The sequence below is a fragment of the Corallococcus sp. CA054B genome, assembly GCF_003611625.1.
GTDB classification, from domain to species: Bacteria; Myxococcota; Myxococcia; order Myxococcales; family Myxococcaceae; genus Corallococcus; species Corallococcus coralloides.
In genome coordinates, this window is the sequence record NZ_RAVY01000092.1 from 1 (window position 1) to 19,677 (window position 19,677).

Here is a 19,677-nt window from a genome sequence, read left to right on the forward strand (position 1 = left end):
GACCGAGCAGCGCGAGGCGTTCTATCCGGAAGCCGTCCGACTGCTGCACCGCTTGCGGCGCTCAGGACGGCTCAGTCTGCTTGCGCCTCGCGCTACCCCCTGACAGGACTTACTTCCCCTGGCTTAGGGAATCGCCACGCCATGCCCTTCGCGACAAGGTCCGGCCGCCGCATCCACTACGAGGTCCAGGGCCACGGCCCTCCCCTGCTGCTCCTGCACGGCCTGCTCCAGCTGGGCTCGCACTGGTCGCTCAAGGGGTACCTGCCCGCGCTGACGGACGCGTACACGGTGGTGACGTTCGACTCGCTGGGGCACGGCCAGAGCGACACGCCGCACGACCTGGAGGCCTACGCGCTGAAGCATCGCGTGGAGGACGCGCTGTCGGTGCTCGACACGCTCTCCATCGACCGGGCGCATGCGTGGGGCTACTCGATGGGCGGCTGGACGGTGTGTGGCCTGGCGTCCTTCGCGCCGGAGCGGCTGGCCTCGTACGTGGTGGGCGGCTGGGATCCGGTGGTGGGCCTGCCCGTGGCCTACGCGGCCCTGGAGAAGCAGCTCAAGCCCGGCACGACCGTGGACTGGTTCCAGTTGCTCCTGATGGGAGCACGGCGCGCGCCGGAGCTGGCGGAGGCCATCGACGCGGGAGACCTGGACGCGCTCCGGCTGTGCATGAAGGCCTGTGAAACCTCGGCGGGCCTGGATGCGGCGCTGGTGGGCTCCAGCAAGCCGGGGCTGCTCTATTGCGGCGCGATGGACCCGTACCACGACTCCATGAAGGCCGTGGCGCAGCGAGCCGGCGCGGAGTTCGCGACCATCGAGCACGCCGACCACGGCGGTGCCTGGGCGAAGGCGCCCAAGGTGTTGCCGCGCGTCCTGCCGTTCCTCGCGTCCGTCACACGGTCCTGATCAGTTCGCGGACTGGATGGCGATCACCCGGACGTCGAAGTCCTTGCACCCGGCGTCCTTGCAAACGCCGTTGAGCCACGCCTCGCCCTGGCCGAACATCACGCCGTCGGCGTTGACGAAGAGGTCCGCGTAGCGCTGCCGGGTGATGACGTTGGCGATAGCCGGCGTGACGATGACGTCGTAGTGCCTCACGAACGCAGCGGCGTCGGGCAGCTTCACCTTCCTGCCGCCCACGTTCGCGGTGAAGGGATATGCCACCAGGGCGGCGACGGCTTTCGCGTCGTGAGCGGCCACCGCCTTCTGGAACGACGCGAAGGCCTGCTCGTACTTCGCGGGCTCCCCGAGGATGCTCTGGATCCGGGCGTTGACGTCGCCGGTGCCGGCATCCGGCGTACCCGTGACGACATTGGGAGCGCCTGGCGGTGCGGCGGCCTCTGGTGTTTCAGTGCGTTGACAGGAAGCCGTTGACACGAGGACAAGGGCGGCAAACCGCGTGGGCTTCGTCTGCATGAGTTCCCCCCGCCAGGGCAGGCTGCTCTCTCCCCGGCAAAGACAAACTCTATAAAGCCTGATACGTCTCAGCGCATGCCTTGGACCAGCGTCCATAGCTCGCGTCTCGCGGCCGACTGCGGGACACGCCGGAATAGTGCATCGCGGACAAAACGCGCGGCTCCATTCTCCCACTGGGCCACACGTCCCACCTGATGTGAGCGCACGACCAGCGCGTTGGCACGTTTCACCCGGCGGGATTCGTATGCACGCAGTGCGTCTTCCACGCTGCCCGGCGCCGCGAGACATTCCCCCAGCACCACGCCGTCCTCGATGGCCTGACAGCCGCCCTGCCCCAGGTTCGGCGTCATCGGATGCGCGGCGTCACCCAGCAGCGTCACGCGGCCCCGACTCCAGTGCGACACCGGAGGACGGTCGTGGATGTCCGTGCGCAGGACGCGCTCGGGGGGCGTCGCCGCGAGCAGCTTCGCGATGGGCGCGTGCCATCCGGCGAAGCGCTCCTGGAGGACGGCGAGCGTCTGTCCCGGCGCATCCTCCGCCCCCGCGGGCGCGTTCAGCGTGGCGAACCAGTACACCTCGCCATGGCCAATGGGCACGATGCCGAAGCGAGCCCCGGGTCCCCACGTCTCGGTGAGCTGGCCCGCTGGCACCAGGTCCGCGCCCGGACAGACACCGCGCCAGCTGGTGTAGCCGGAGTAGCGCGTGGGCTGCGCGCCCAGCAGCCCGGTCCGTACAACGGAGCGCAGGCCATCCGCGCCCACCAGGACGTCGCCCGTGACGGTCTCACCCGAGGACAGCGTCACCGTGACGCGGGCGCCGTCGTCCTCGAAGCCCGTCACGCTGACGCCCAGCCGCACGGCCTCCTCCGGGCCCGCGTGGGCGCGAAGGACGGCCTGGAGGCGCGCGCGGTGCACGGCCACCATCGGGATATCCAGCTCCTCCTGGAGCGAGCGCACGTCGACGGCGGTGATCCGGGCGCCCGTCGAATCGAGGATGAGGGTCTGCTCCGCGCGCTCACCCTCCGCGACCACCGCGTCACACAGGCCGATGCGGCGCAGGGCCACCGCGGCATTCATCTGCACGATGATGCCCGCGCCCACCGGACGCAGGGCTTCGGCGCGTTCGAACACGGTGGCGCGAAGGCCCGCGCGCTGGAGGGCACAGGCCAGCGTGAGGCCTCCAATGCCGGCTCCGGCGATGAGGACGTGGCGGGGGGATGCGGACGTCATGGCGGCCTCCGTTACACCGGCGCCACGGGTCAACCGAACCAGCGGCCGGCGTCAGGCGCGAAGACTCGCACGCGCTCGAGCAGCGACGCCGGCAGACGGGCCTGGAGCGTCGCGTGGACCTGCGCGGGGCTGTAAGCCTGACTGAAGTGCATCAGCACCAGGGCCTCGTTCTGGAAGCGGTCCGCCATGGAGGCGATCTCCTCCAGGTGGATGTGGGCCCGCTCCTGCGCGTCGCGCACGGTGCGCTCCGCGTCGATGAACGTGCACTCGAGGATGAGCACGCGGCTGTCGAACAGGGACGGCTGGCGCTCCAGCACGTTGGAGAGCGTGTCCGTGCAGTAGGCCAGCTCCAGGCGCTCGACTTCATCGAACAGCGGCTCGCCAGCCTGACGACGGCGGCCAATCTCCGCCGGAGGCAGCTCGCGGAACTCGGGCTTGAGCTTCGCGACACGGCGTAGGAACTGGTAGCCCAGCGACGGCACGGGATGGTGCGTGCGAAAGGCGCGGACCCACAGGTCCTGCTGCACCTTCACGGTGTCGCCGGGACGCATGGGAACGGTGCGGATGTCGGACTTCATCCGGTGCAGGCGCCCCAGGGCCGCGAGCGCCTCCTGCACGGGCGCTTCAATCTCCGCCGGCAGGTAGACGAACGGCGGCCCCTTCCCCACGAGCGCGCGGATGCCCAGCAGCGAGCCCAGCGCGCTCGCATGGTCCGCATGCCCGTGGCTGAGGAAGACGCGGTCCGTGGTGGCGAAGGAGCGGATGGGAATGCCCGCGTCGAGCAGCACCCCCAGCTCCGGCACCAGGAGCGACGTGTACACGCCGCCCACGGACACGCCGCGCACGGTATAGGGCCCCGCCTGCACCTCGGTCAGCATGCGCGGAAGCCTACGCCGATCAGTTCTTCGCGCGCTCGTACTGGTGCGGCCACAGCACGTCCGCGCGCAACTCCTTCGCGGCGCGCAGCGGCCAGTACGGATCCCTCAACAGCTCGCGCGCCAGGAAGACGACGTCCGCCTGCCCCGTGGCCAGGATGTGCTCGGCCTGGTACGCGGAGCGGATCATCCCCACCGCGCCCGTGAGCATGCCCGCCTCCTTGCGCACCTGCTCCGCCAGCTGCGTCTGGTAGCCCGGCCCCACCGGAATCTTCGCGTACGGCACCACGCCGCCGGACGAGCAATCCATCAGGTCCACGCCCTCCTTGGCCACCAGCCGCGCCAGCGCCACCGAGTCCTCCGGCGTCCAGCCGCCCTCCACCCAGTCCGTCGCGGAGATGCGCATGAAGAGCGGCAGCGACTCCGGCCACTTCGCCCGCACGGCGCGCGTCACCTCCAGCGCGAAGCGCGTCCGGTTCTCGAACGTGCCGCCGTACTTGTCCGTCCGCTTGTTCGACAGCGGCGACAGGAACTCGTGCAGCAGGTAGCCGTGCGCCGCGTGCAGCTCGATGACCTGGAACCCCGCGGCCTTCGCGCGCACCGCCGCGTCCGCGAACGCCTTCACGATGCGCTGGATGCCCGCCTCGTCCAGCGCGGTGGGCACCGGGTAGCCCTCCTCGAACGCCTCCGTCGTGGGCCCCAGCACCTGCCAGCCGCCGTGCTCCGGCTCCACGCGCTTGCCCGCGTCCCACGGCCGGGGCGTGGAGGCCTTGCGGCCCGCGTGCGCCAGCTGCACACCGGACGCGGCGCCGTTCTGGTGCATGAACCGGTTGATGCGCGCCAGCTGCTCCACGTGCGCGTCCTTCCACAACCCCACGTCCTGCGGCGAGATGCGGCCCTCCGGCTCCACCGCCGTGGCCTCCATCACCACCAGCCCCGCGCCCCCCACCGCGCGGCTGCCCAGGTGCACCACGTGCCACTCGTTCGCGAAGCCGTCGTCACTCGAGTACTGGCACATGGGCGAAACCACCACGCGGTTGCGCAAGGTGATGTCCCGCAGCTTCAAGGGGGAGAACAGCTTGCTGCTCATGTCGGGTCCTTTCGGGGAAGCGAAGGGGTCTGCTCAGGCAGTCCCAGCGCCGCGCGCACCTGGGCCGTGCTCTTGCCCAGCCAGTGCCGGCGGTGGTTCTCCTGCGTCGTGAGGCTGCGCGTCTCCATGCGGTCCACGTAGAGCGTGCCGTCCAGGTGATCCAGCTCGTGCTGGATGATGCGCGCGTACCAGCCGCGCGCGGACACCGTCACCGGCTGCCCGTTCTCATCCAGCGCCTCCACCCGCACGCCGCGCGCCCGGGCCACCAGCGCCGCCAGGCCGTTCACGCTCAGGCAGCCCTCGTGGAACTCCATCGGCGTGGGGTCCTCCACCACCAGCTTCGGGTTGATCAGCACGTGGAAGGCCACCGGTGCGCGCTCCCGCAGCGCCAGGTCCGCGGGGGATGCGCCGGCCTGGTACTCGGCGCGGTCCTCGATGACCACCAGCCGCAGGCCCACGCCCACCTGGGGCGCCGCGAGCCCCACGCCGGGCGCGTCCCGCATCGTGTCGCGCATCAGCTGGATGAGCCGCCGCGTGTCTTCGCTGCCGATTTCTTCCGGGGTCAGCTCCCGCGCGCGCTGGCGCAGCACCGGTTCCCCTGCCTGGACGATCTTGAGCACCATGGTGGCCCCACCGTAACAACCGCTCTCCCGCCGCGCCGCACCGCCATGGGGGCAGCATGGGCCCGGCCGCCCGGTTCCCCACGAAGAGGGCAGCCCCTGGCGTGGAGGGGTGCCACTGACGGTAGGCTGTGTCGCACCATGGCTCGCCGCAAGAAGGCCGAAGAAACCACCGCGCGCGTGCGCAACCTGCTCGCCCTCGACGCAGCCGGCATCATGAGGAGGCTGGCCGCACGCCGGGAGGAGATGTTCCTCCTCTTCTCCCGCCTGCGCAGCCGCGACCCGCTGGTGGAGACGGTGGCCTCACGCTACGCGGACGGCGCCTTCGCCCAGCTCATCCACCTGACCGAACAGGAGCAGGCGGTGGTGGACCACTTCTACGGGCGGCTGGACGAGCTTCGCTGGTACTTCACCTACACCGAGGACATGCCCGGCACCGCGCACCAGACCTTCAGCGCGCTGCACCGCCGCCTGGAGGAGAGCTACCGCCTCTTCGTGGAGACCCTGGGGCTGCCCGTCCAACCCGACGGCGTGCGCGTGGTGAACGCGGAGGCCGTGCGGCAGGAGGACACGGCCACGGAAGCAACGCCCGTGGCGCTCGCCCCGCTGCCCCGCCGCCGCCGCGCGCCGCCCGCCTGACGCTCAGGCCGCGGAGGCTTCCGCCCGGGCGTCGGCGGCCGACATCCCGGGCGCCGCGGGCTTCACCAGCCGCTTCATGGACGCCTTGCCCACGATGATGTCCACCATCTTCCGCGCGCGCGTCCAGACGCTCTCCTGCACGTACGGGATGCCGTACTTCTCGCAGAGCGCTTTCACGTGCGGCTGCGCCTCGCGGTACTTCAGCATCGGCAGGTCCGGCCAGAGGTGGTGCTCAATCTGGTAGTTCAGCCACAGGTGGGCGTAGTCGTTGAGGTCGCCGCCCGTGCGGTAGTTCGCGCTGCCCACCACCTGCTGCACCATGCGCTCCGCCTTGTTCGCGGGCGCGGAGTCGAAGCGGTACAGGTCCTCGCCGGTGTGGTTGGGGCCCACCACGAAGAACGTGTGCAGGTTGGTGACGACGTCCGCCATCACGGAGTTGCAGAACACGCTGAACGCCGCCCACGGCGACACCAGCAGGAACGCCGCCGGGTACAGCCCGAAGAAGACGGTCGCGTACGGCAGGTAGCAGCGCGTGAAGAGCTCCCGCAGCTCCGTGCGCGTCAGCGCCCCACCCTCGCGCCGGCCCTTGCGGCGCAGCGAACCCAGCGTCTCCGGCGCGTAGTAGCTCGCGCGCCAGGTGACGGCCAGGAGCGCCAGCTGCGCGTAGCGCAGCGCCAGCGGCCGGCCGGTGTCACGCAGCGAGCCCTCCGCGTTGCGCTCCAGGAGGTCCGGATCCGCCTCCTCGCCGGTGTGCGAGTGGTGCAGCACGTTGTGCTCGAAGACCCACGCCTCCGGCAGCATCCAGTCCAGCCAGTCCACGAACCGGCGGTTCCCCTTCGCGAAGCCCTTGCTGGTGCGCGACGCGGGCATGCCCGGCACGCGGTCATAGCCCCGGTGCCCCACGTGGTGCATCAGCAGCCAGCGCGTGGAGCGGCCCAGGCCCAGCGCCACCGCGGAGAGCGGGTTGGGGGCGATCCACGCCGTGGCCACGCCCAGCACCGACGCGACCTTCCCCCAGCGCTCCATCTTCCGCAGGTGCGCCGCGTCCGGCTCACCCAGGTCCGCGTCCAGCCGGGCGCGCAGCTCCTTCAGCTCCCGGTAGAAGCCCTCCACGTCCACGGAGGCCAGGTCGAAGTCAGGGGCAGCGCGGGACATGCGAAGGGACTCCTTGGGAGCGGGACGGGGACCCCGTCCAATGCGGGCCGCACCGTAACCTCCGCCCGCGCTCACGCAAAGCGTCACGTCCCGCTCACCCGCTCGCCGGGCGACGGGGCAGCACCAGCTTCGCGACCAGCACCTGCACCACGTCGCCCTTCTGGTTGCGCGTCTCGCTGCGCACGGTGGCGATGCCCCGGTCCGGCCGCGTGCGCGAGGGAGTCACCTCCAGCACCTCGCTCTCCACGTGAAGGACGTCCCCCGGGCGCGTCGGCCTGGGCCAGCGGATGTCCCCGCCCGCCCCCACGATGCCGCCCTTGAAGGGCAGCCCGCTCTGGACGTTGAGCTTCATGGTGATGGCGGCCGTGTGCCAGCCGCTCGCCGCCAACCCTTCGAACAGCGTGTCCTTCGCCGTGGCGTCGTCCAGATGGAAGCCCTGCGGGTCGAACTCCCGCGCGAAGGCGACAATCTGCGCCGCGTCCAGCGTGTGCGTGTCACTGAAGAACTTCTGCCCCACGGACAGGTCGTCCAGGAACAACTCCTGGCGCCCGCCCTCTGCCGTCGATGCCATGCCCACGTCCCTCCAGGACGGATGTCCGCCAACATTATGAGCATAATCCGTCCAGGCCCGGGACGCCCGTCCAGATGCCACTGTCCTCCAGGGCGCACGGGGAGCCGTCGGTGGGCCGGGCCGGACGCCGAACGTTGAACATCGCGCGCCCGCGCCGTTCGACACGCGTCGAAACAACCAGCGCCCACGGCTCGTGGAGTATGAGCAGTGCGTGCTTCTCTCCTGCTTCCGCCATCACCTGTCCGTCCTCGCCCTGGTCCTGACGGGCCTGGGGGCCTCCATGGCCCACGCCGACGAGGACCTGCCCGTGTCCTCCTCCCTACGCTCCGAGGTCGGAGACGTGACGGTGGAGGGCGCGAACAAGACGCAGTCCTCGACGGTGCGCTCGTTCGGACAGGTGGGCGTGGGCGACGAGGTGGACAGCGAGGAACTGGAGAAGGTGGAGCGGCGCCTGTTGGCCACGGGGCTCTTCCAGGATGTCCGTGTCAGCACCGAGCCGATGCCCGACGGGCGCGTGCGGCTGGTGCTGCGGGTGAAGGACAAGGCGTCGTGGGTGGTGGCCCCCACGGTGGCCCTGTCCTCCGCGAACACCGGCGGCGGGCTGCTCTACGCGGAGAACAACCTGGGCGGCCGCGCGAAGAAGTTCGTCGTGGCGGCGCAGGTGAGCACCGGCGAGAGCGGCCTGTACATGGGCTTCCTGGATCCGATCCTCTTCGGCCTGCCGCAGCTCAAGTTCAGCCTGGAGGGGCAGCTCAAGAGCGACCGCGTGGACGAGTACAGCATGGACGCCAGCGAGGACGACCCGGAGGTCCTCCGGCGCACGCGCTTCAACTCCGCGTCCCTCAGCGCCGAGTTGGGCTTCATCCTCTTCGAGCGCGTGCGCGCGGCGGCGAAGTACCGCCTGTCGAGCATCGACGCGAAGACTCCGGACCCCAAGTTGCCGGTGACGACGCCGCCCTTCTCCACCGGCCCCGCCATGCGGGACACGTCGCTGCGCCTCATGGTGGGCCTGGACACGCGCCAGACGCTGCACGCGGTGACGGAGGGGCTCAACCTGGAGGCCTCCTACGAGGTGTCCACCCCGGACGTGTGGAGCGAGTTCGACTACCGCAAGCTCGGCCTCCTCTATCGCCACGGCATCCGCTTCTTCGAGGAGAACAACCTGGTGCTGCGCGGAGAGCTGATCCTGGGCACGGACCTGCCCTTCCACCAGGAGCTGGTGATGGGCGGCAACACGCTGCGCGGCTTCCAGTACCGGCAGTTCCGCGGCGACAGCCGGCTCACCTTCACGGCCGAGTACCACTTCCCCCTCTTCAAGGTGAAGTCGCTGGCCTTCCGGGGCGTGGCCTTCTCCGACACGGGCGCCGTCGCGTGGAAGGACGTGCCCGAGGATGGGCTCCTGCTCGACGCCAACGGACGCGTCATCCGCAACTACCTGCGGGAGACGATCACCGGCCAGAACCCCGTCACCGTGGCCCAGGGCGTGGGCGGGGGCCTGCGGCTGTACCTCAACAACGTCGTGCTGCCCCTGCTGGGCGTGGACGTCGCCTACGCCGTCAACTCCGGCCAGGTGCGCTTCTACCTCGTGGCCGGAGTCACGCCCTCCTGAGGCGGTCCGCTAGCTGGCGCGGGCAGCGCTCGCGTCCACTTCCGGCCCGGGCTCCGGAGGCGGCACCACGCCGGGCCACGCCTCCGGCGGCAGGCCCAGGCTGAACGGCGGCGACTCGCCGCGCACCGTCCACCAGAGCGCCTTGTCCGCGCACAGCGCCTGCGCGATGCGGCCGGACGTCGTGCGGACGCGCTCCACGACGGCCTGGTGCTCCTCCGGCGTCTGCGCTTCCAGCATCGCGACGACGTTGTCCCAGACGCGCTGGCGCCAGACGATGAGCATCCGCATCACCGTCCGCTCCACCACGGGGCGGCTGAAGGGCACGCGCAGGAGCAGCCGCGTGGACGCGCACCGGTAGCGCTCCGCGAGCAGGTCCACGCACTCCGGGATGCACGAGCGGAGGATCTCGTTCACGTGGAAGTAGTCATGCCGGTAGCGCGCCAGGCGGCGTGCATCCACCGGCGGCGACTGGTGGGCGATGTTGTCGTAGACGACCATTCCCAGGTCGTGGTTGATGTGGGCGCTCACGCCCAGGAGCGCGTCCTGGTACGGCTGCGTGAGGCCCTGGGCCGGGTAGTGCGTCGCGAAGCGCCACGCCGCGGTGGGCAGCGGCAGGTTCTTCAGCGAGTCCCGCACCGCGATGAGCGCCTCTTCCGCGAAGCGGCCCGTCAGGTGAGACAGCCACTCGGGTTCGAGGAAGCCGCCCGCGTCCTCCCGGCTCAGCAGGTGGACGACCTTGCGCGTGACGATGGCGTAGATGTCCAGGAAGATGGCGCGTGAGTCATTGCGCGCGTTCAGCCGGGCGAGGATCTTCTCCAGCCCCTCCAGCGCCTCCTCCGCGTTGACCGGATTCCAGAGCACGTCATCCAACCGGATGGGCCCCTGCGCATCCGGGGCCTTTGTCTCGTGGAGGTGAAGCGGCTGGGGACGCTGCGACCGGTGAGCCGAGGGGGAGGCCGGTGAAACATTCATGGACTGACGCTCCGCGGGGTGGGGGAACGACTTCGCATGAAAGCTTATCTGAACCTGTACTTCCTGTGACGCCCACCCCCCGGAAGAAACGTGATGTTTCACCGGACCCCCGCGTGTTGACACTCACGCGGGGGCCTTTGTCACACGGATGCCAAACTCAGGGAGCGGTGCCTTCACTCACGGTGCCGCCCGTCCTGCCCAGGACGTACTTCGCGAGCGCCAGGGCGTTGTTCTCATCGACGAGGGACTCGTAGGTGGGCATCTGCGTGCCGGGCTTGAAGGACTCCGGGTTGCGGATCCACTTGGCCACTTCCTCCGGAGCCTTGCCCTTGGCGCCCTGGAGCTTGGCCTCGTAGGCCTTGCCGGGGGCGTGGCAGGTCGCGCAGCCCAGGGAGCTGAACATCTTCTCCGGGTCGTTGGAGGGCTCCGCCTTGGGGCGGCCACCAGCGGGAGGCGGCACCACGGTGTCGTTGGGCTTCATGGAGCGCAGGAAGGTGTAGATGGCGGTGAGCTCCACGTCGTCCGCGTAGCGGTACTTGGGCATGGGCGCGCGCAGGATGTGGCCCGTGGGCGTCACGCCCGTGCGCATGGCGTGCTTGAACTCGTCCAGCGTCCACTTGCCGATGCCGGCCGTCTCGCTGACGGTGATGTTGGGCGACAGCAGCTTGCCCTCGCCGCCCAGCGGCACCATGTCGAACTCGAAGCCGCCGCTCAGCACGGTCTCCGGCTTCTGCATCTTCACCGCGCTGCCCTCGAAGCCCGGCGAGTGGCAGAAGACGCAGTCGTAGACGCTGGCGGACACGTAACGGCCGTACTCCACGGAGTCCGCCGCCTTCGCGGGCACGGGCACCACTTCCGTGCGGCCCTTGTCGTTGATGCCCATGGCGAAGGAGAACACCATCCGGCCCATGGGGGTCAGCGTGGAGCGCGGCGGCTGGGACTTCTCCGGCGCGAAGTCCGGGTGGCCGGAGCGCATGAACCCGATGACCGCCGCCAGGTCCTTGTCACCCATGTTGGGGAACGCGGGCATGGGGCGCACGTGGTGGTTCTTGTCGATGGAGTTGATCACCATGCGGGCGATCTCCTGGTCCGTCCAGGCGCCCACGCCCTTCTCCGGGTCGGAGGTGATGTTCGCGGAGTAGAACGTGCCCAGCTCCGGCGGGAAATCGTGCATCTGCACGCCCGTGGGCTTGGTGTTGCCACCGCCCGCGTGACACTCCGCGCACACCGCGCGGAACACCTGCTCACCGCGGGCAATGCCCTCCGGCGAGCTGTCGCGCGTGATGTTGGGCAGCGCCACATGCTCATACGTCTTGTTGATCTTGTGGCTGGCCACGCCCATGGCGGTGCCCGCGCCAATCAGGACCAGGGCGACCAACGCACCAATGGCGATCAGGATCTTCTTCATCATGGGGAACGCTTCTCCGGATGAACGGGGACGGCACACGGCGCTCCGTCTGCTCCACGGGATGGAGTGGACGGAGCGCCGGCGTTGGGACGGGTGAGGCGGCTACTGGCCCGGCAGGCAGGTGCTGGGCGGGGGAATCTGGGGCGTCGTCGAGGGCGTCTTGCTGTACATCTGGAGGCCAGCGAACGTCACCGTGCGCGGGGCCACGGGAAGATCCAGCGGCTGGAGCACCCACGGGCGCCCTTCCGGATCGCTCGTGGTGGAGTCCTTCGCTTCGAAGTGGACCACCGGCGGCGGCCCCGGCGGCGACGGCGGGTGGACGACGGCGACGAGGCCCAGGGAGCTGTAGGGCGCCGGAGGCCCCGGCGGGATGAAGAAGCCTCGTGCGGACTGCAGCAGATTGAGCGGCTCCGGCAGCACGCCCGGGGGCGCCCACTCGATGTTCAGCACGCGGCCCGCGCTGGCCTCCACGGTGGTGTTCGCCGCCGGCACGCGGAAGACCGGGAAGCCCGGCCGGTACAGCCAGAACACCGTCACGCCGCCGAAGCGGCCCGGGTTGAGCAGGTCCGCCACCGTGGTGGACGTGCCCTCGAAGGACAGATACTTCGCGACCGCCTCCAGGATGCCCTTGTCGCTCATCTGCAGGGCCTCCAGGCCCACGCAGGCGCTGTGCGCGGGCACCACCGGCCGCACCGTCAGCGTGGTCACGTAGTCGCCCTCCGGCACGGACTGCAGCGTCAACATCGGCGGCGGCAGCGGCATCACGGCGTTGTTTGCCAGCTTGCCGCTCGGTATCGCCGGCATCCCCGGCATCTCCGGCGACACCTGCGACAGCACGAAGAACGGCGCGCCCCGGCGCGTGGGCACCTTGTCCAGGGTCCAGACCCCGTTGGCGTCCGACGGCGCGACCACGCCGCTCTCCGCAAGCACCTGGCCCGTGGCGGAGTCCAGCAGGGTGATGGCCGCGTTCTCCACCACCGCGCGCTGTAAGAGCGGGCTGAACTCCGCGTACAGCGGCGGCAGCTGGCACTGCTCGGGCGTCGGCGCGCAGCCGGCCAGGTTGAAGAAGTATGCCTCCGGGTCCACGGTGAAGCCGGTCACCCGGGAGGTGAGGCCCTCTGGCTCGCGGTTTTCATACGTGGGGCGCGGCGTGAAGGTCGACGCCGCGGGGTTGTTGGAGGATTCCTGGCAGCCGGCGTTCAGCAGGGCCGCGCCGAGGAGCGATCCGAAGAAGAGAGCTCTTTGCATGGCGGATTGCTTCCCCTACTTCCCGGGGAGGATGTGGCTGGCGGGGAGCTGGTCGCCGCCGTGGCAGGTCTGCGCGCAGTTGCCGAACCGGCTGGGCGTGCCGCGCTGGTTGAAGGCGATCTGGAAGAACTCATCCCCGTGCTGGGAGATGTGGCACGAGCCGCACAGCGACAGGCTGGGACGCTCCGTGCTCTTGCGCGTCAGGTGGCACACGGTGCAGTCCGCGCGGTTCGCCGGGTAGCTGGGCGAGTTCATGTGGATGCGGTGCACCATCTCCTGCGTGCGGCCCACCGTGTCCGTGTCGTAGTGGTGGCAGACCTTGCAGCTCTCGATGTGGTCCACCGACAGGCCGTGGCGCAGGTTGTCCAGCGACAGCACGCCGCGGTGGCAGAGCTGGCAGTTGCCCACGTTGCCCGGGTACGTCGTCGGCTCGTCCTGGCCCACCTGGAAGAAGAACGGGTTCAGCTTGGCGACGCGCTCGCCCATGGACGCGCGGTTGAACTTCACCAGCGCCACGTAGGTGCCCGGCTTCGCGTTCGCGGGCAGCGTGAACGTCTGGCGCGTGGGCCACTTGTAATCAATGAGGCCCGGCGTAATCCCGGTGAGCGTGGCGTCATCCAGCATGGCGAACGGGAACGGCCGGGCGAAGAACTGGGGCTTGTCGCTCGGGTTGCCCAGCACCTGGAGGTCCTGGATGGGGCCGGCGACGGCCACGTTGGAGATGGAGTCGTTCTCCATGACGGTCGCGATGACGTTGGGAACGAAGGTCTGGATGCCGTTGGACTGGCCGCCGATGATCTCCCGGGCGCTGGGCAACAGGTCGCGCGAGTGCAGGTGCGCGCCCGCGCTGTCGCGCAGGTCCACGTAGACGCTCACGTCCTCGCCGGGCTTGTAGAAGCTGCCCTCCTTCGGAGGCGAGAACACCAGCCGCGAGTCGAGACCCGGGCTGCACTGCACAGGGTTGCCGGCGTCGTCGGTGCAGGTGGACGGGCGGTCATCCGGGATGATGTACGTGACGGGGAAGAAGAACGGCTTGTCCGGCAGCTGGCTCCAGGTGGCCTTGAGCGCGCCGGGACCCGACAGGCGCGGCACGCGCAGCACCTTGAAGGGGTTGGTGCTGCCCACCCAGTCCACGCGCGCGACGGTGCGCGTGACGGCGCTCTGGTCCAGGCCGCCCGTGAAGCCCGTCACGGTGCCGGGGTCCTTGTCACCGGGGAAGCGCGGCGGCTTCAGGTTCTCCGACCGCCAGGAGAAGCGGCTGTGGCCGGCGTAGGGCGAGGAGGCCAGCAGCTCCGAGCGCAGGTACGTCTGGCTCGCGCGCGGGGTGCCCGTCTCGTCCAGCACCTCCACGGTGATGGTGTCGTCCTTCACCTTCTGCCAGTTCGCGTTGCCGAACTGCACCTCGCGGGTCCAGCAGTCCTCCACCGCGCCCGCGAGGCTGTAGAAGCTCCACTCGTCCGGGCCCTGGTTGACGTTGGTCCAGTCCAGGCCCGCGAACACGGACTCGTTCTTGATCCACGCCAGCGCGGCGGTCTGGTCGTTGGGGTTGTTGTGCTGGTTGACCACGGTCTCCGACACGGAGAACTGGTTCAGGAAGTACTGGGTGTCTGACAGGATCTGCAGCGTCCCCGTGGGAGGCGACAGCGTCAGCGGGTTCTGCGCGAGCGGCGTGATGCACATGTCCGGGTACGAGCCGGTCACGCTGTTCTTCGCCACCATCTGCCCGTTGGGCAGGAAGGCGCAGCCGTTGATGTACTGGAGGCTCAGCCGGATCGCGCCGGAGTTGAGGCCCTGGTACGGGTCGAACCGCTTGGCACCACGGCCCGTGGTGGACCCCTCGTCATCAGTGACCTTGAGGAGGTTGCAGGACAGCAGGGGCACCAGCAGGGCGCACCACGCGCTCTTCAGCAGGATTGAGCGGTTCATGGAAGACGAGGCCGGGGGGAGTCAGGGGGAGGAAAGGGAGCAGGTGTCCTCACGCGCTGGCCCACGCGACCCACCCTTCCCGACGCCGCCAACGCTCCGCCATGCGGAGACGGTGAGGCTTGGGAAGGGTTGGGAGGAGAACACCTCATCGGTTCGAACTGACCACATTATGAGAGTCCGCGCAATTCGTGGACCGCAGATCGCACGAGAGGAATGAGCCCCGCGGGCGGGTGACTCAGAGCGTCGGATGGGCGCGGCCAACGACGGTCCGGTTCTAGAGCCGTCAGAGGCTGAGGCCGGCGGACAGGAGCACGGCGAACACCAGCCCCAGCCCCGCGGTACGCCCCAGGTGCGGGTTGAGCGCGCCGCCGTCCTCGCGCCAGATGGCGCGGATCTGCACCGCCGCGAACGGCAGACCCGCCAGCGTGAAGAGCCACGCGCGCGGATGCGCGGGCGACAGCGCCCAGGCAATCAGCGGCAGCGCGAACGCCCCCGCCACCGCGAGCGTGTACTCCCACTGGCCGAAGCGGCGGCCGAAGCGCACCACCAACGTGCGCTTGCCGGCGAGCACGTCCGTCTCACGGTCGCGCAGGTTGTTCACCGCGAGGATGCCCGCGGCGATGAGCCCCATGGACAGGCCCGCGAGCACCACGTCACCGGAGAGGTGGTGGGTGAGCACCCCGTAGCTGCCGGTGACGCCCAGCAGGCCGGAGATGAGCAGCACCAGCAGGTCCCCCAGGCCCATGTAGCCCAGCGGCACGGGGCCCGCCGAATAGAGGACGGCGCCCGCCAGGCACACGGCGCCGCCCACGAGCACGGGCCACCCCCCCGCCTGCGTCAGGAGCAGCACCGCGAGCGCGGCGCCGGTGAAGGCCAGGGCCGCGGCGCCCGCCACTTCACGTGAGGTCAGCCAGCCCTTCTGCGTGACGCGCGCGGGCCCCAGCCGGGCCGCGGTGTCCGCACCGCGCTCGAAGTCCGAGTAGTCGTTCACCAGGTTGCTGACGATCTGCGCCAGCATGAACCCCACCAGGAAGGTCAGCGCCGGCACCGGCCGCCAGCTCCCTTCCACGTGGGCGAAGGCCCACCCCACCAGCGTCGGCGCGATGGACGCGGTGAGCGTCTTGGGACGCAGCGCGACCCACCAGATGCGGGCCAGCGAGGGCTTCTCTTCGACCGCGACACTCGACGACGGGAGACTCGGAGTGGCCATGGATGTCCGGGGGAGGGCAGCAGGCGCACGGTAAAGCTACAGGCCCGCGGATCGCAAGAGGAGCCAATGATTCACATCGGTTCTCCTCATGTATCACCCGTCGCATGCCTCCACGCTCTGTCGCAGACGCAGCGTGTCGACAGCCCGCCCGGCCTCGATGCGACACAAAGGCAGATGCCAGTCCCATCTCGGGCAAATTCGAGAACAATCAGAAATTCAAGCCATCCCTGTGCACTGGATGCTAGAAGGCGGCCATGAACCCGACCTCCTTCCCTTCCTCCCCTCCCCTTTCGCGCCGGGGCGCTCTCACGCTGCTGGGCGCGTTCGTGCTCGCGCTCGCCGGCTGTCAGCCGGTGCTCTCCATCGAGGATGCGCGCTCGCGCTCCAACGGCTCGGAGGTGACGGTGGAGGGCTCGGTCACCGTGGCGCCCGGTGCGTTCTCCTCCGCCCTGGGCGATGAGGGCTTCGCCATCCAGGACGACACCGGCGGCATCTACGTCAAGCTGGAGGAGAAGCTGTCCTTCGAGCCAGGCGCCCGCGTGCGCGTCACCGGCAGGCTGGATGAGCAGAACCAGCTGCGCATCCTCAAGAGCGTGCCCGGGGACGTGGAGCTGAAGTCGGGCACGGAGCAGGTGTCGCCCAAGGAGGTCACCACCGGCGGTGTGAACGAGTCCGTGGAAGGCCAGCTGATCCACGTGAGCGGCGCCATCACGCAGGCGTTCCAGGACGACTCGCCCTACGGCTACAAGCTCTACATCGACGACGGCACCGGCGAGGTGCAGGTGTTCGTCCACGTCTCCGGCGGCTTCGACAAGGCCGCGCTCCAGGCCCTCAGCGTGGGACAGCGCATCGCCGTGGCGGGTCTGGCCGCGCAGTATGAGACGACCTACGAGGTGGCGCCCCGCATGCCGAGCGACCTCTCGGTGCAGAACGCCGCGCCCTGACAGCAGGCAGGCGCCCCTGGGTATGTAGCACCCCAGACGCCAGACGCAGGGCCCGCGGGCCGTTGGCTTTCGTGCAGCGCTCCGGATGTGTGCCTGGGAGCGGATGCACGAAAGCCAACGCGAGCCTGGCAAGCGGACAGGCGGGCAGGTTCCAAGCTCACGGGCAGTGCCAATCCATCCGGGTCCCTGGCGGACGAACGAGGGCTGGCATGGACGGACTTCGAGGAACAGCAGCGGTCTTGCTCGCGTGCGCGGGCCTGTGGGCCCCGGGCACCACGTGGGCACAGGCACCGGACGAGGACGACTCCGGCGACGTGATGTCGGAGGAGAAGCTGGAGGCCCTGCTCGACACGCCCACGGCGCAGCCCTCCCAGGACGAGGTGACGGCGGAGGCCTTCGGCCCGGAGCGGCTGTCCTCCTACTTCGCGGAAGGCCTGCTGGCGAAGGCGAAGGCGGAGTTCGACCGCGGCCGGTACAAGTCCGCGCGGGCGCTGCTCGCGACGGAGTCTCCCCCTTCCCTGCCCGGCCGCTTCCTCCAGGCACAGAGCGCGTTCCTCGCGCGCGACTTCGCCACCGCCGCCGCGGAGTTCACCGCGCTGGCGGAGGACTACGTCCCCTTGCGCGACCACTGCCTGATGAAGGCCGCGCAGTCGCATGAACGGCTGCGCAAGCCGCTGCGCGCGGCGGAGCAGTATGGCCAGGTGAGCCCCAGCTCCCCGCTCTATCCGGAGGCCCGCTTCACCATGGCGCGCGTGCTCAAGCGCCAGCTGAAGATCCCCGAGGCGCTGGCCGCGCTCCAGGAGTTCATCGACAACCGGCAGGCCCGCGGGCCGGACGCGCTGCGCATGAAGGCGCTGCTCGCGTACTGCGACCTGGCGCGCGCGCAGGGCATGTACAACGCCGAGCACCGGGCGCTGCTGGAGGTCTGGGCCACCGCGCCCCTGTCGCCGGAGGCGGACCGTGCGAAGGCCCTGCTGCGCGACCTGCCCCTGCCCATGAAGTGGCGCGTGCGTCGCGCGGAGGCGCTGGTGGAGCTGCACCAGAACGTCGCCGCCATGAACATGCTGGCCCGTTCAGGGCCCCGCGCGGAGCTCCCGGACGAGCTGGCCTGCCGCGCCCAGCTCACCCTGGGCCGCGCCCTGCGCAAGGAGCGTCAGCACCGACGCGCCATCCAGGTGCTGGAGCCCGTGGCGCGCGAGTGCCTGTCGCCCGAGCAGCGACCGCAGGCGCTGTACCTGCTCGCTTATTCGCAGTCCGTGGTGCAGCCGGAGGCGGCGGTGGAGACGTACGCCACGCTGGCCAGGGACTACCCGGAGCACGGCTACGCGGACGACGCGCTGTTCTTCGAGGCCTGGACGCAGCAGCGCCTGGGCCGCGCGGACGAAGCGCTGGAGAACTACGAGGCGCTGGCGAAGCGCTACCCCGCCGGCAACTTCGCCGCCGAGGCCCTCTTCCGCGCCTTCTGGCTGCACCTGCGCAAGGGCGAGACGCAGCCGGGCCTGGCGTCGCTCATGTCGGTGGAGCAGCTGCCGGAGTCCGCGCGCACCGACGACGCCCTCTGGCGCGCGCGCTACTGGCAGGCGCGGACCCAGGAGAACGCCGGCGCGCTGGAGCCGGCGCTCGCGCGCTACGAGCTCATCGCCACCGAGCGCCCCACGGCCTGGTACGGGCTCTTGTCCCGGACGCGGCTGGCGCAGCACGCACCGGAGCGCCTGGCGCGGCTGACGGAGACCGCCGCGCAACCGGCCATGGCGAAGACCGTGAACACCGCCGCGCCGGCCAACGACGAGGTCTGGCCCCTGCCCCCGGGCCCGCTCCAGAAGGATGCGCGCTTCGCGGCGGGCGTGGAGCTCTTGCGCCTGGGACAGCCGGGCGTGGTGGAGGAGCTGCTCGCGGTGGACACGCGCGGCCTGGCGGAGGCGCCCGCGCGGCTGCTCTACCAGACCATGCGCCGCACCGGCCGGGGCCGGGCCACGCGGCAGGTGGCTCGCGTGACGCTGCGCCAGGAGGCCGCCGGGCCGCTCAGCGCCGCGTCCCGCCCGGTGTGGGAGGCGACGTGGCCGCTCGCGTTCCGGCCGCTCATCCAGAGCTATTCAAAGGCCGCTCGCGTGGACCCCGACCTCCTGCAGGGCCTCATCCGAGAGGAGAGCCGGTTCAACCCGCGCGCGCGTTCGTCCACCGGCGCGCTGGGGCTCGCGCAGCTGATGCCCACGACGGCGCAGGCGGTGGCGGACTCGCTCAAGCTGGCGTCGTTCGAGATGTCGTCGCTGCTCCAGCCCGCTCCGAACATCCGGCTGGGGGCGGCGTACCTGGGCTCGCTGCTCAAGCACTTCGACGGCAACCCCGCCTACGCGGTGGCCGCCTACAACGCGGGCCCCGCGGCGGTGGAGCGCTGGCGCAAGGCCCTGCCCCAGGCGGAGCTGGACGAGTGGGTGGAGCACATCGCCTTCGATGAGACCCGCGACTACGTGAAGCGCGTGCTCAGCAGCTACAGCGCCTACAAGCTGCTCTACGCCAACGAGGTCCCCGCCTCCTTCGCGCCCGCCCGCAAGGCGCCGCTGGAGGCCGTGCGCACGCCCACGATGAGCCCCGCCACGGGCGTGGGCGGCAGCGGCAAGAACGTGGCGACGCCCACGTCCTCCGTCTCCGGGAGACGCTAGGGGCTGTCCCTGATCTCCGGCCCGAAAATCAACCTGGTGGATCAAACACCGGCGTTGGACCCGGCCTTGAGGGGCATAGGAGGTTGCCAGCCAGCGTCAGGCATG

Annotated in this window: 17 protein-coding genes; 5 read left to right on the forward strand and 12 right to left on the reverse strand. The window is 70.1% G+C overall.

What is annotated here, in order from left to right; genetic code table 11:
• Nucleotides 1-141 precede the first annotated feature (141 nt).
• Complete coding sequence (locus D7V80_RS22150) at nucleotides 142-906, forward strand: alpha/beta fold hydrolase (protein WP_120590040.1); 765 nt, start codon at nucleotides 142-144, stop codon at nucleotides 904-906.
• Here D7V80_RS22150 and D7V80_RS22155 read toward each other — a convergent pair whose 3' ends face one another.
• The 5 genes from D7V80_RS22155 to def all read right to left on the reverse strand — a co-directional run bounded on the left by D7V80_RS22155 (nucleotide 907) and on the right by def (nucleotide 5,233).
• Nucleotides 907-1,416 (reverse strand): hypothetical protein, encoded by a 510-nt coding sequence (locus D7V80_RS22155; RefSeq protein ID WP_120590041.1) that lies wholly within the window; start codon nucleotides 1,414-1,416, stop codon nucleotides 907-909.
• A gap of 68 nt (nucleotides 1,417-1,484) precedes the next feature.
• The gene (locus tag D7V80_RS22160) at nucleotides 1,485-2,645 is read right to left on the reverse strand and encodes an FAD-dependent monooxygenase (RefSeq protein WP_120590042.1); all 1,161 of its coding nucleotides are present in this window, start codon (nucleotides 2,643-2,645) and stop codon (nucleotides 1,485-1,487) included.
• A 29-nt stretch (nucleotides 2,646-2,674) separates the two neighbouring features.
• Nucleotides 2,675-3,523 carry an MBL fold metallo-hydrolase gene (locus D7V80_RS22165; protein ID WP_120590043.1) on the reverse strand — a complete coding sequence of 283 codons (849 nt, stop codon included), beginning with the start codon at nucleotides 3,521-3,523 and terminating at the stop codon, nucleotides 2,675-2,677.
• A 19-nt stretch (nucleotides 3,524-3,542) separates the two neighbouring features.
• Entirely contained in the window at nucleotides 3,543-4,610 is a 1,068-nt protein-coding gene (locus D7V80_RS22170; protein WP_120590044.1) for an NADH:flavin oxidoreductase/NADH oxidase, read from the reverse strand.
• Nucleotides 4,607-5,233 (reverse strand): peptide deformylase, encoded by a 627-nt coding sequence (gene def, locus D7V80_RS22175; RefSeq protein ID WP_120590045.1) that lies wholly within the window; start codon nucleotides 5,231-5,233, stop codon nucleotides 4,607-4,609. Before def ends, D7V80_RS22170 begins: the two co-directional genes overlap by 4 nt.
• A 138-nt stretch (nucleotides 5,234-5,371) precedes the next feature.
• On the opposite strand from def, the gene D7V80_RS22180 reads away from it, so the two are divergent.
• Complete coding sequence (locus D7V80_RS22180; protein WP_120590046.1) at nucleotides 5,372-5,869, forward strand: hypothetical protein; 498 nt, start codon at nucleotides 5,372-5,374, stop codon at nucleotides 5,867-5,869.
• 3 nt (nucleotides 5,870-5,872) lie between these two features.
• Here the strand turns inward: D7V80_RS22180 and D7V80_RS22185 are convergent, their stop codons facing one another.
• Together D7V80_RS22185 and D7V80_RS22190 are read right to left on the reverse strand one after the other, a co-directional pair.
• Nucleotides 5,873-7,024 carry a fatty acid desaturase gene (locus tag D7V80_RS22185; RefSeq protein ID WP_120590047.1) on the reverse strand — a complete coding sequence of 384 codons (1,152 nt, stop codon included), beginning with the start codon at nucleotides 7,022-7,024 and terminating at the stop codon, nucleotides 5,873-5,875.
• 94 nt (nucleotides 7,025-7,118) lie between these two features.
• The gene (locus tag D7V80_RS22190) at nucleotides 7,119-7,595 is read right to left on the reverse strand and encodes a MaoC family dehydratase (RefSeq protein WP_120590048.1); all 477 of its coding nucleotides are present in this window, start codon (nucleotides 7,593-7,595) and stop codon (nucleotides 7,119-7,121) included.
• A 280-nt stretch (nucleotides 7,596-7,875) separates the two neighbouring features.
• Between D7V80_RS22190 and D7V80_RS22195 the strand changes: the two genes are divergently transcribed.
• Nucleotides 7,876-9,204 carry a BamA/TamA family outer membrane protein gene (locus D7V80_RS22195; RefSeq protein ID WP_233585609.1) on the forward strand — a complete coding sequence of 443 codons (1,329 nt, stop codon included), beginning with the start codon at nucleotides 7,876-7,878 and terminating at the stop codon, nucleotides 9,202-9,204.
• Between the two features lie 9 nt (nucleotides 9,205-9,213).
• Here the strand turns inward: D7V80_RS22195 and D7V80_RS22200 are convergent, their stop codons facing one another.
• The 5 genes from D7V80_RS22200 to menA form a co-directional block, all read right to left on the reverse strand.
• The gene (locus D7V80_RS22200; RefSeq protein WP_147447177.1) at nucleotides 9,214-10,065 is read right to left on the reverse strand and encodes a DUF5995 family protein; all 852 of its coding nucleotides are present in this window, start codon (nucleotides 10,063-10,065) and stop codon (nucleotides 9,214-9,216) included.
• Between the two features lie 268 nt (nucleotides 10,066-10,333).
• Complete coding sequence (locus tag D7V80_RS22205) at nucleotides 10,334-11,587, reverse strand: cytochrome c (RefSeq protein ID WP_120590051.1); 1,254 nt, start codon at nucleotides 11,585-11,587, stop codon at nucleotides 10,334-10,336.
• A gap of 99 nt (nucleotides 11,588-11,686) precedes the next feature.
• Nucleotides 11,687-12,832 (reverse strand): hypothetical protein, encoded by a 1,146-nt coding sequence (locus D7V80_RS22210; protein ID WP_120590052.1) that lies wholly within the window; start codon nucleotides 12,830-12,832, stop codon nucleotides 11,687-11,689.
• A 15-nt stretch (nucleotides 12,833-12,847) separates the two neighbouring features.
• On the reverse strand, nucleotides 12,848-14,758 hold the full coding sequence (locus D7V80_RS22215; protein ID WP_120590053.1) for a hypothetical protein: 1,911 nt from the start codon (nucleotides 14,756-14,758) through the stop codon (nucleotides 12,848-12,850).
• Between the two features lie 283 nt (nucleotides 14,759-15,041).
• Nucleotides 15,042-15,968 carry a 1,4-dihydroxy-2-naphthoate octaprenyltransferase gene (gene menA, locus D7V80_RS22220; RefSeq protein ID WP_120590054.1) on the reverse strand — a complete coding sequence of 309 codons (927 nt, stop codon included), beginning with the start codon at nucleotides 15,966-15,968 and terminating at the stop codon, nucleotides 15,042-15,044.
• Nucleotides 15,969-16,222: 254 nt separating this feature from the next.
• Here menA and D7V80_RS22225 point away from each other — a divergent pair, with 254 nt between their 5' ends.
• Both D7V80_RS22225 and D7V80_RS22230 read left to right on the forward strand, forming a co-directional pair.
• The gene (locus D7V80_RS22225) at nucleotides 16,223-16,912 is read left to right on the forward strand and encodes a DNA-binding protein (protein WP_120590055.1); all 690 of its coding nucleotides are present in this window, start codon (nucleotides 16,223-16,225) and stop codon (nucleotides 16,910-16,912) included.
• Nucleotides 16,913-17,121: 209 nt separating this feature from the next.
• Nucleotides 17,122-19,572: a transglycosylase SLT domain-containing protein gene (locus tag D7V80_RS22230; RefSeq protein WP_120590056.1), complete on the forward strand. Its 2,451-nt coding sequence runs from the start codon at nucleotides 17,122-17,124 to the stop codon at nucleotides 19,570-19,572.
• Nucleotides 19,573-19,677 lie beyond the last annotated feature (105 nt).

Bases quoted from the DNA above. Each gene is read 5' to 3' on its own strand.
- D7V80_RS22150 (WP_120590040.1), top strand. From the start codon at position 142: ATGCCCTTCGCGACAAGGTCCGGCCGCCGCATCCACTACGAGGTCCAG.
- D7V80_RS22155 (WP_120590041.1), bottom strand. From the start codon at position 1,416: ATGCAGACGAAGCCCACGCGGTTTGCCGCCCTTGTCCTCGTGTCAACG.
- D7V80_RS22160 (WP_120590042.1), bottom strand. From the start codon at position 2,645: ATGACGTCCGCATCCCCCCGCCACGTCCTCATCGCCGGAGCCGGCATT.
- D7V80_RS22165 (WP_120590043.1), bottom strand. From the start codon at position 3,523: ATGCTGACCGAGGTGCAGGCGGGGCCCTATACCGTGCGCGGCGTGTCC.
- D7V80_RS22170 (WP_120590044.1), bottom strand. From the start codon at position 4,610: ATGAGCAGCAAGCTGTTCTCCCCCTTGAAGCTGCGGGACATCACCTTG.
- def (WP_120590045.1), bottom strand. From the start codon at position 5,233: ATGGTGCTCAAGATCGTCCAGGCAGGGGAACCGGTGCTGCGCCAGCGC.
- D7V80_RS22180 (WP_120590046.1), top strand. From the start codon at position 5,372: ATGGCTCGCCGCAAGAAGGCCGAAGAAACCACCGCGCGCGTGCGCAAC.
- D7V80_RS22185 (WP_120590047.1), bottom strand. From the start codon at position 7,024: ATGTCCCGCGCTGCCCCTGACTTCGACCTGGCCTCCGTGGACGTGGAG.
- D7V80_RS22190 (WP_120590048.1), bottom strand. From the start codon at position 7,595: ATGGCATCGACGGCAGAGGGCGGGCGCCAGGAGTTGTTCCTGGACGAC.
- D7V80_RS22195 (WP_233585609.1), top strand. From the start codon at position 7,876: ATGGCCCACGCCGACGAGGACCTGCCCGTGTCCTCCTCCCTACGCTCC.
- D7V80_RS22205 (WP_120590051.1), bottom strand. From the start codon at position 11,587: ATGATGAAGAAGATCCTGATCGCCATTGGTGCGTTGGTCGCCCTGGTC.
- D7V80_RS22210 (WP_120590052.1), bottom strand. From the start codon at position 12,832: ATGCAAAGAGCTCTCTTCTTCGGATCGCTCCTCGGCGCGGCCCTGCTG.
- D7V80_RS22215 (WP_120590053.1), bottom strand. From the start codon at position 14,758: ATGAACCGCTCAATCCTGCTGAAGAGCGCGTGGTGCGCCCTGCTGGTG.
- menA (WP_120590054.1), bottom strand. From the start codon at position 15,968: ATGGCCACTCCGAGTCTCCCGTCGTCGAGTGTCGCGGTCGAAGAGAAG.
- D7V80_RS22225 (WP_120590055.1), top strand. From the start codon at position 16,223: ATGAACCCGACCTCCTTCCCTTCCTCCCCTCCCCTTTCGCGCCGGGGC.
- D7V80_RS22230 (WP_120590056.1), top strand. From the start codon at position 17,122: ATGGACGGACTTCGAGGAACAGCAGCGGTCTTGCTCGCGTGCGCGGGC.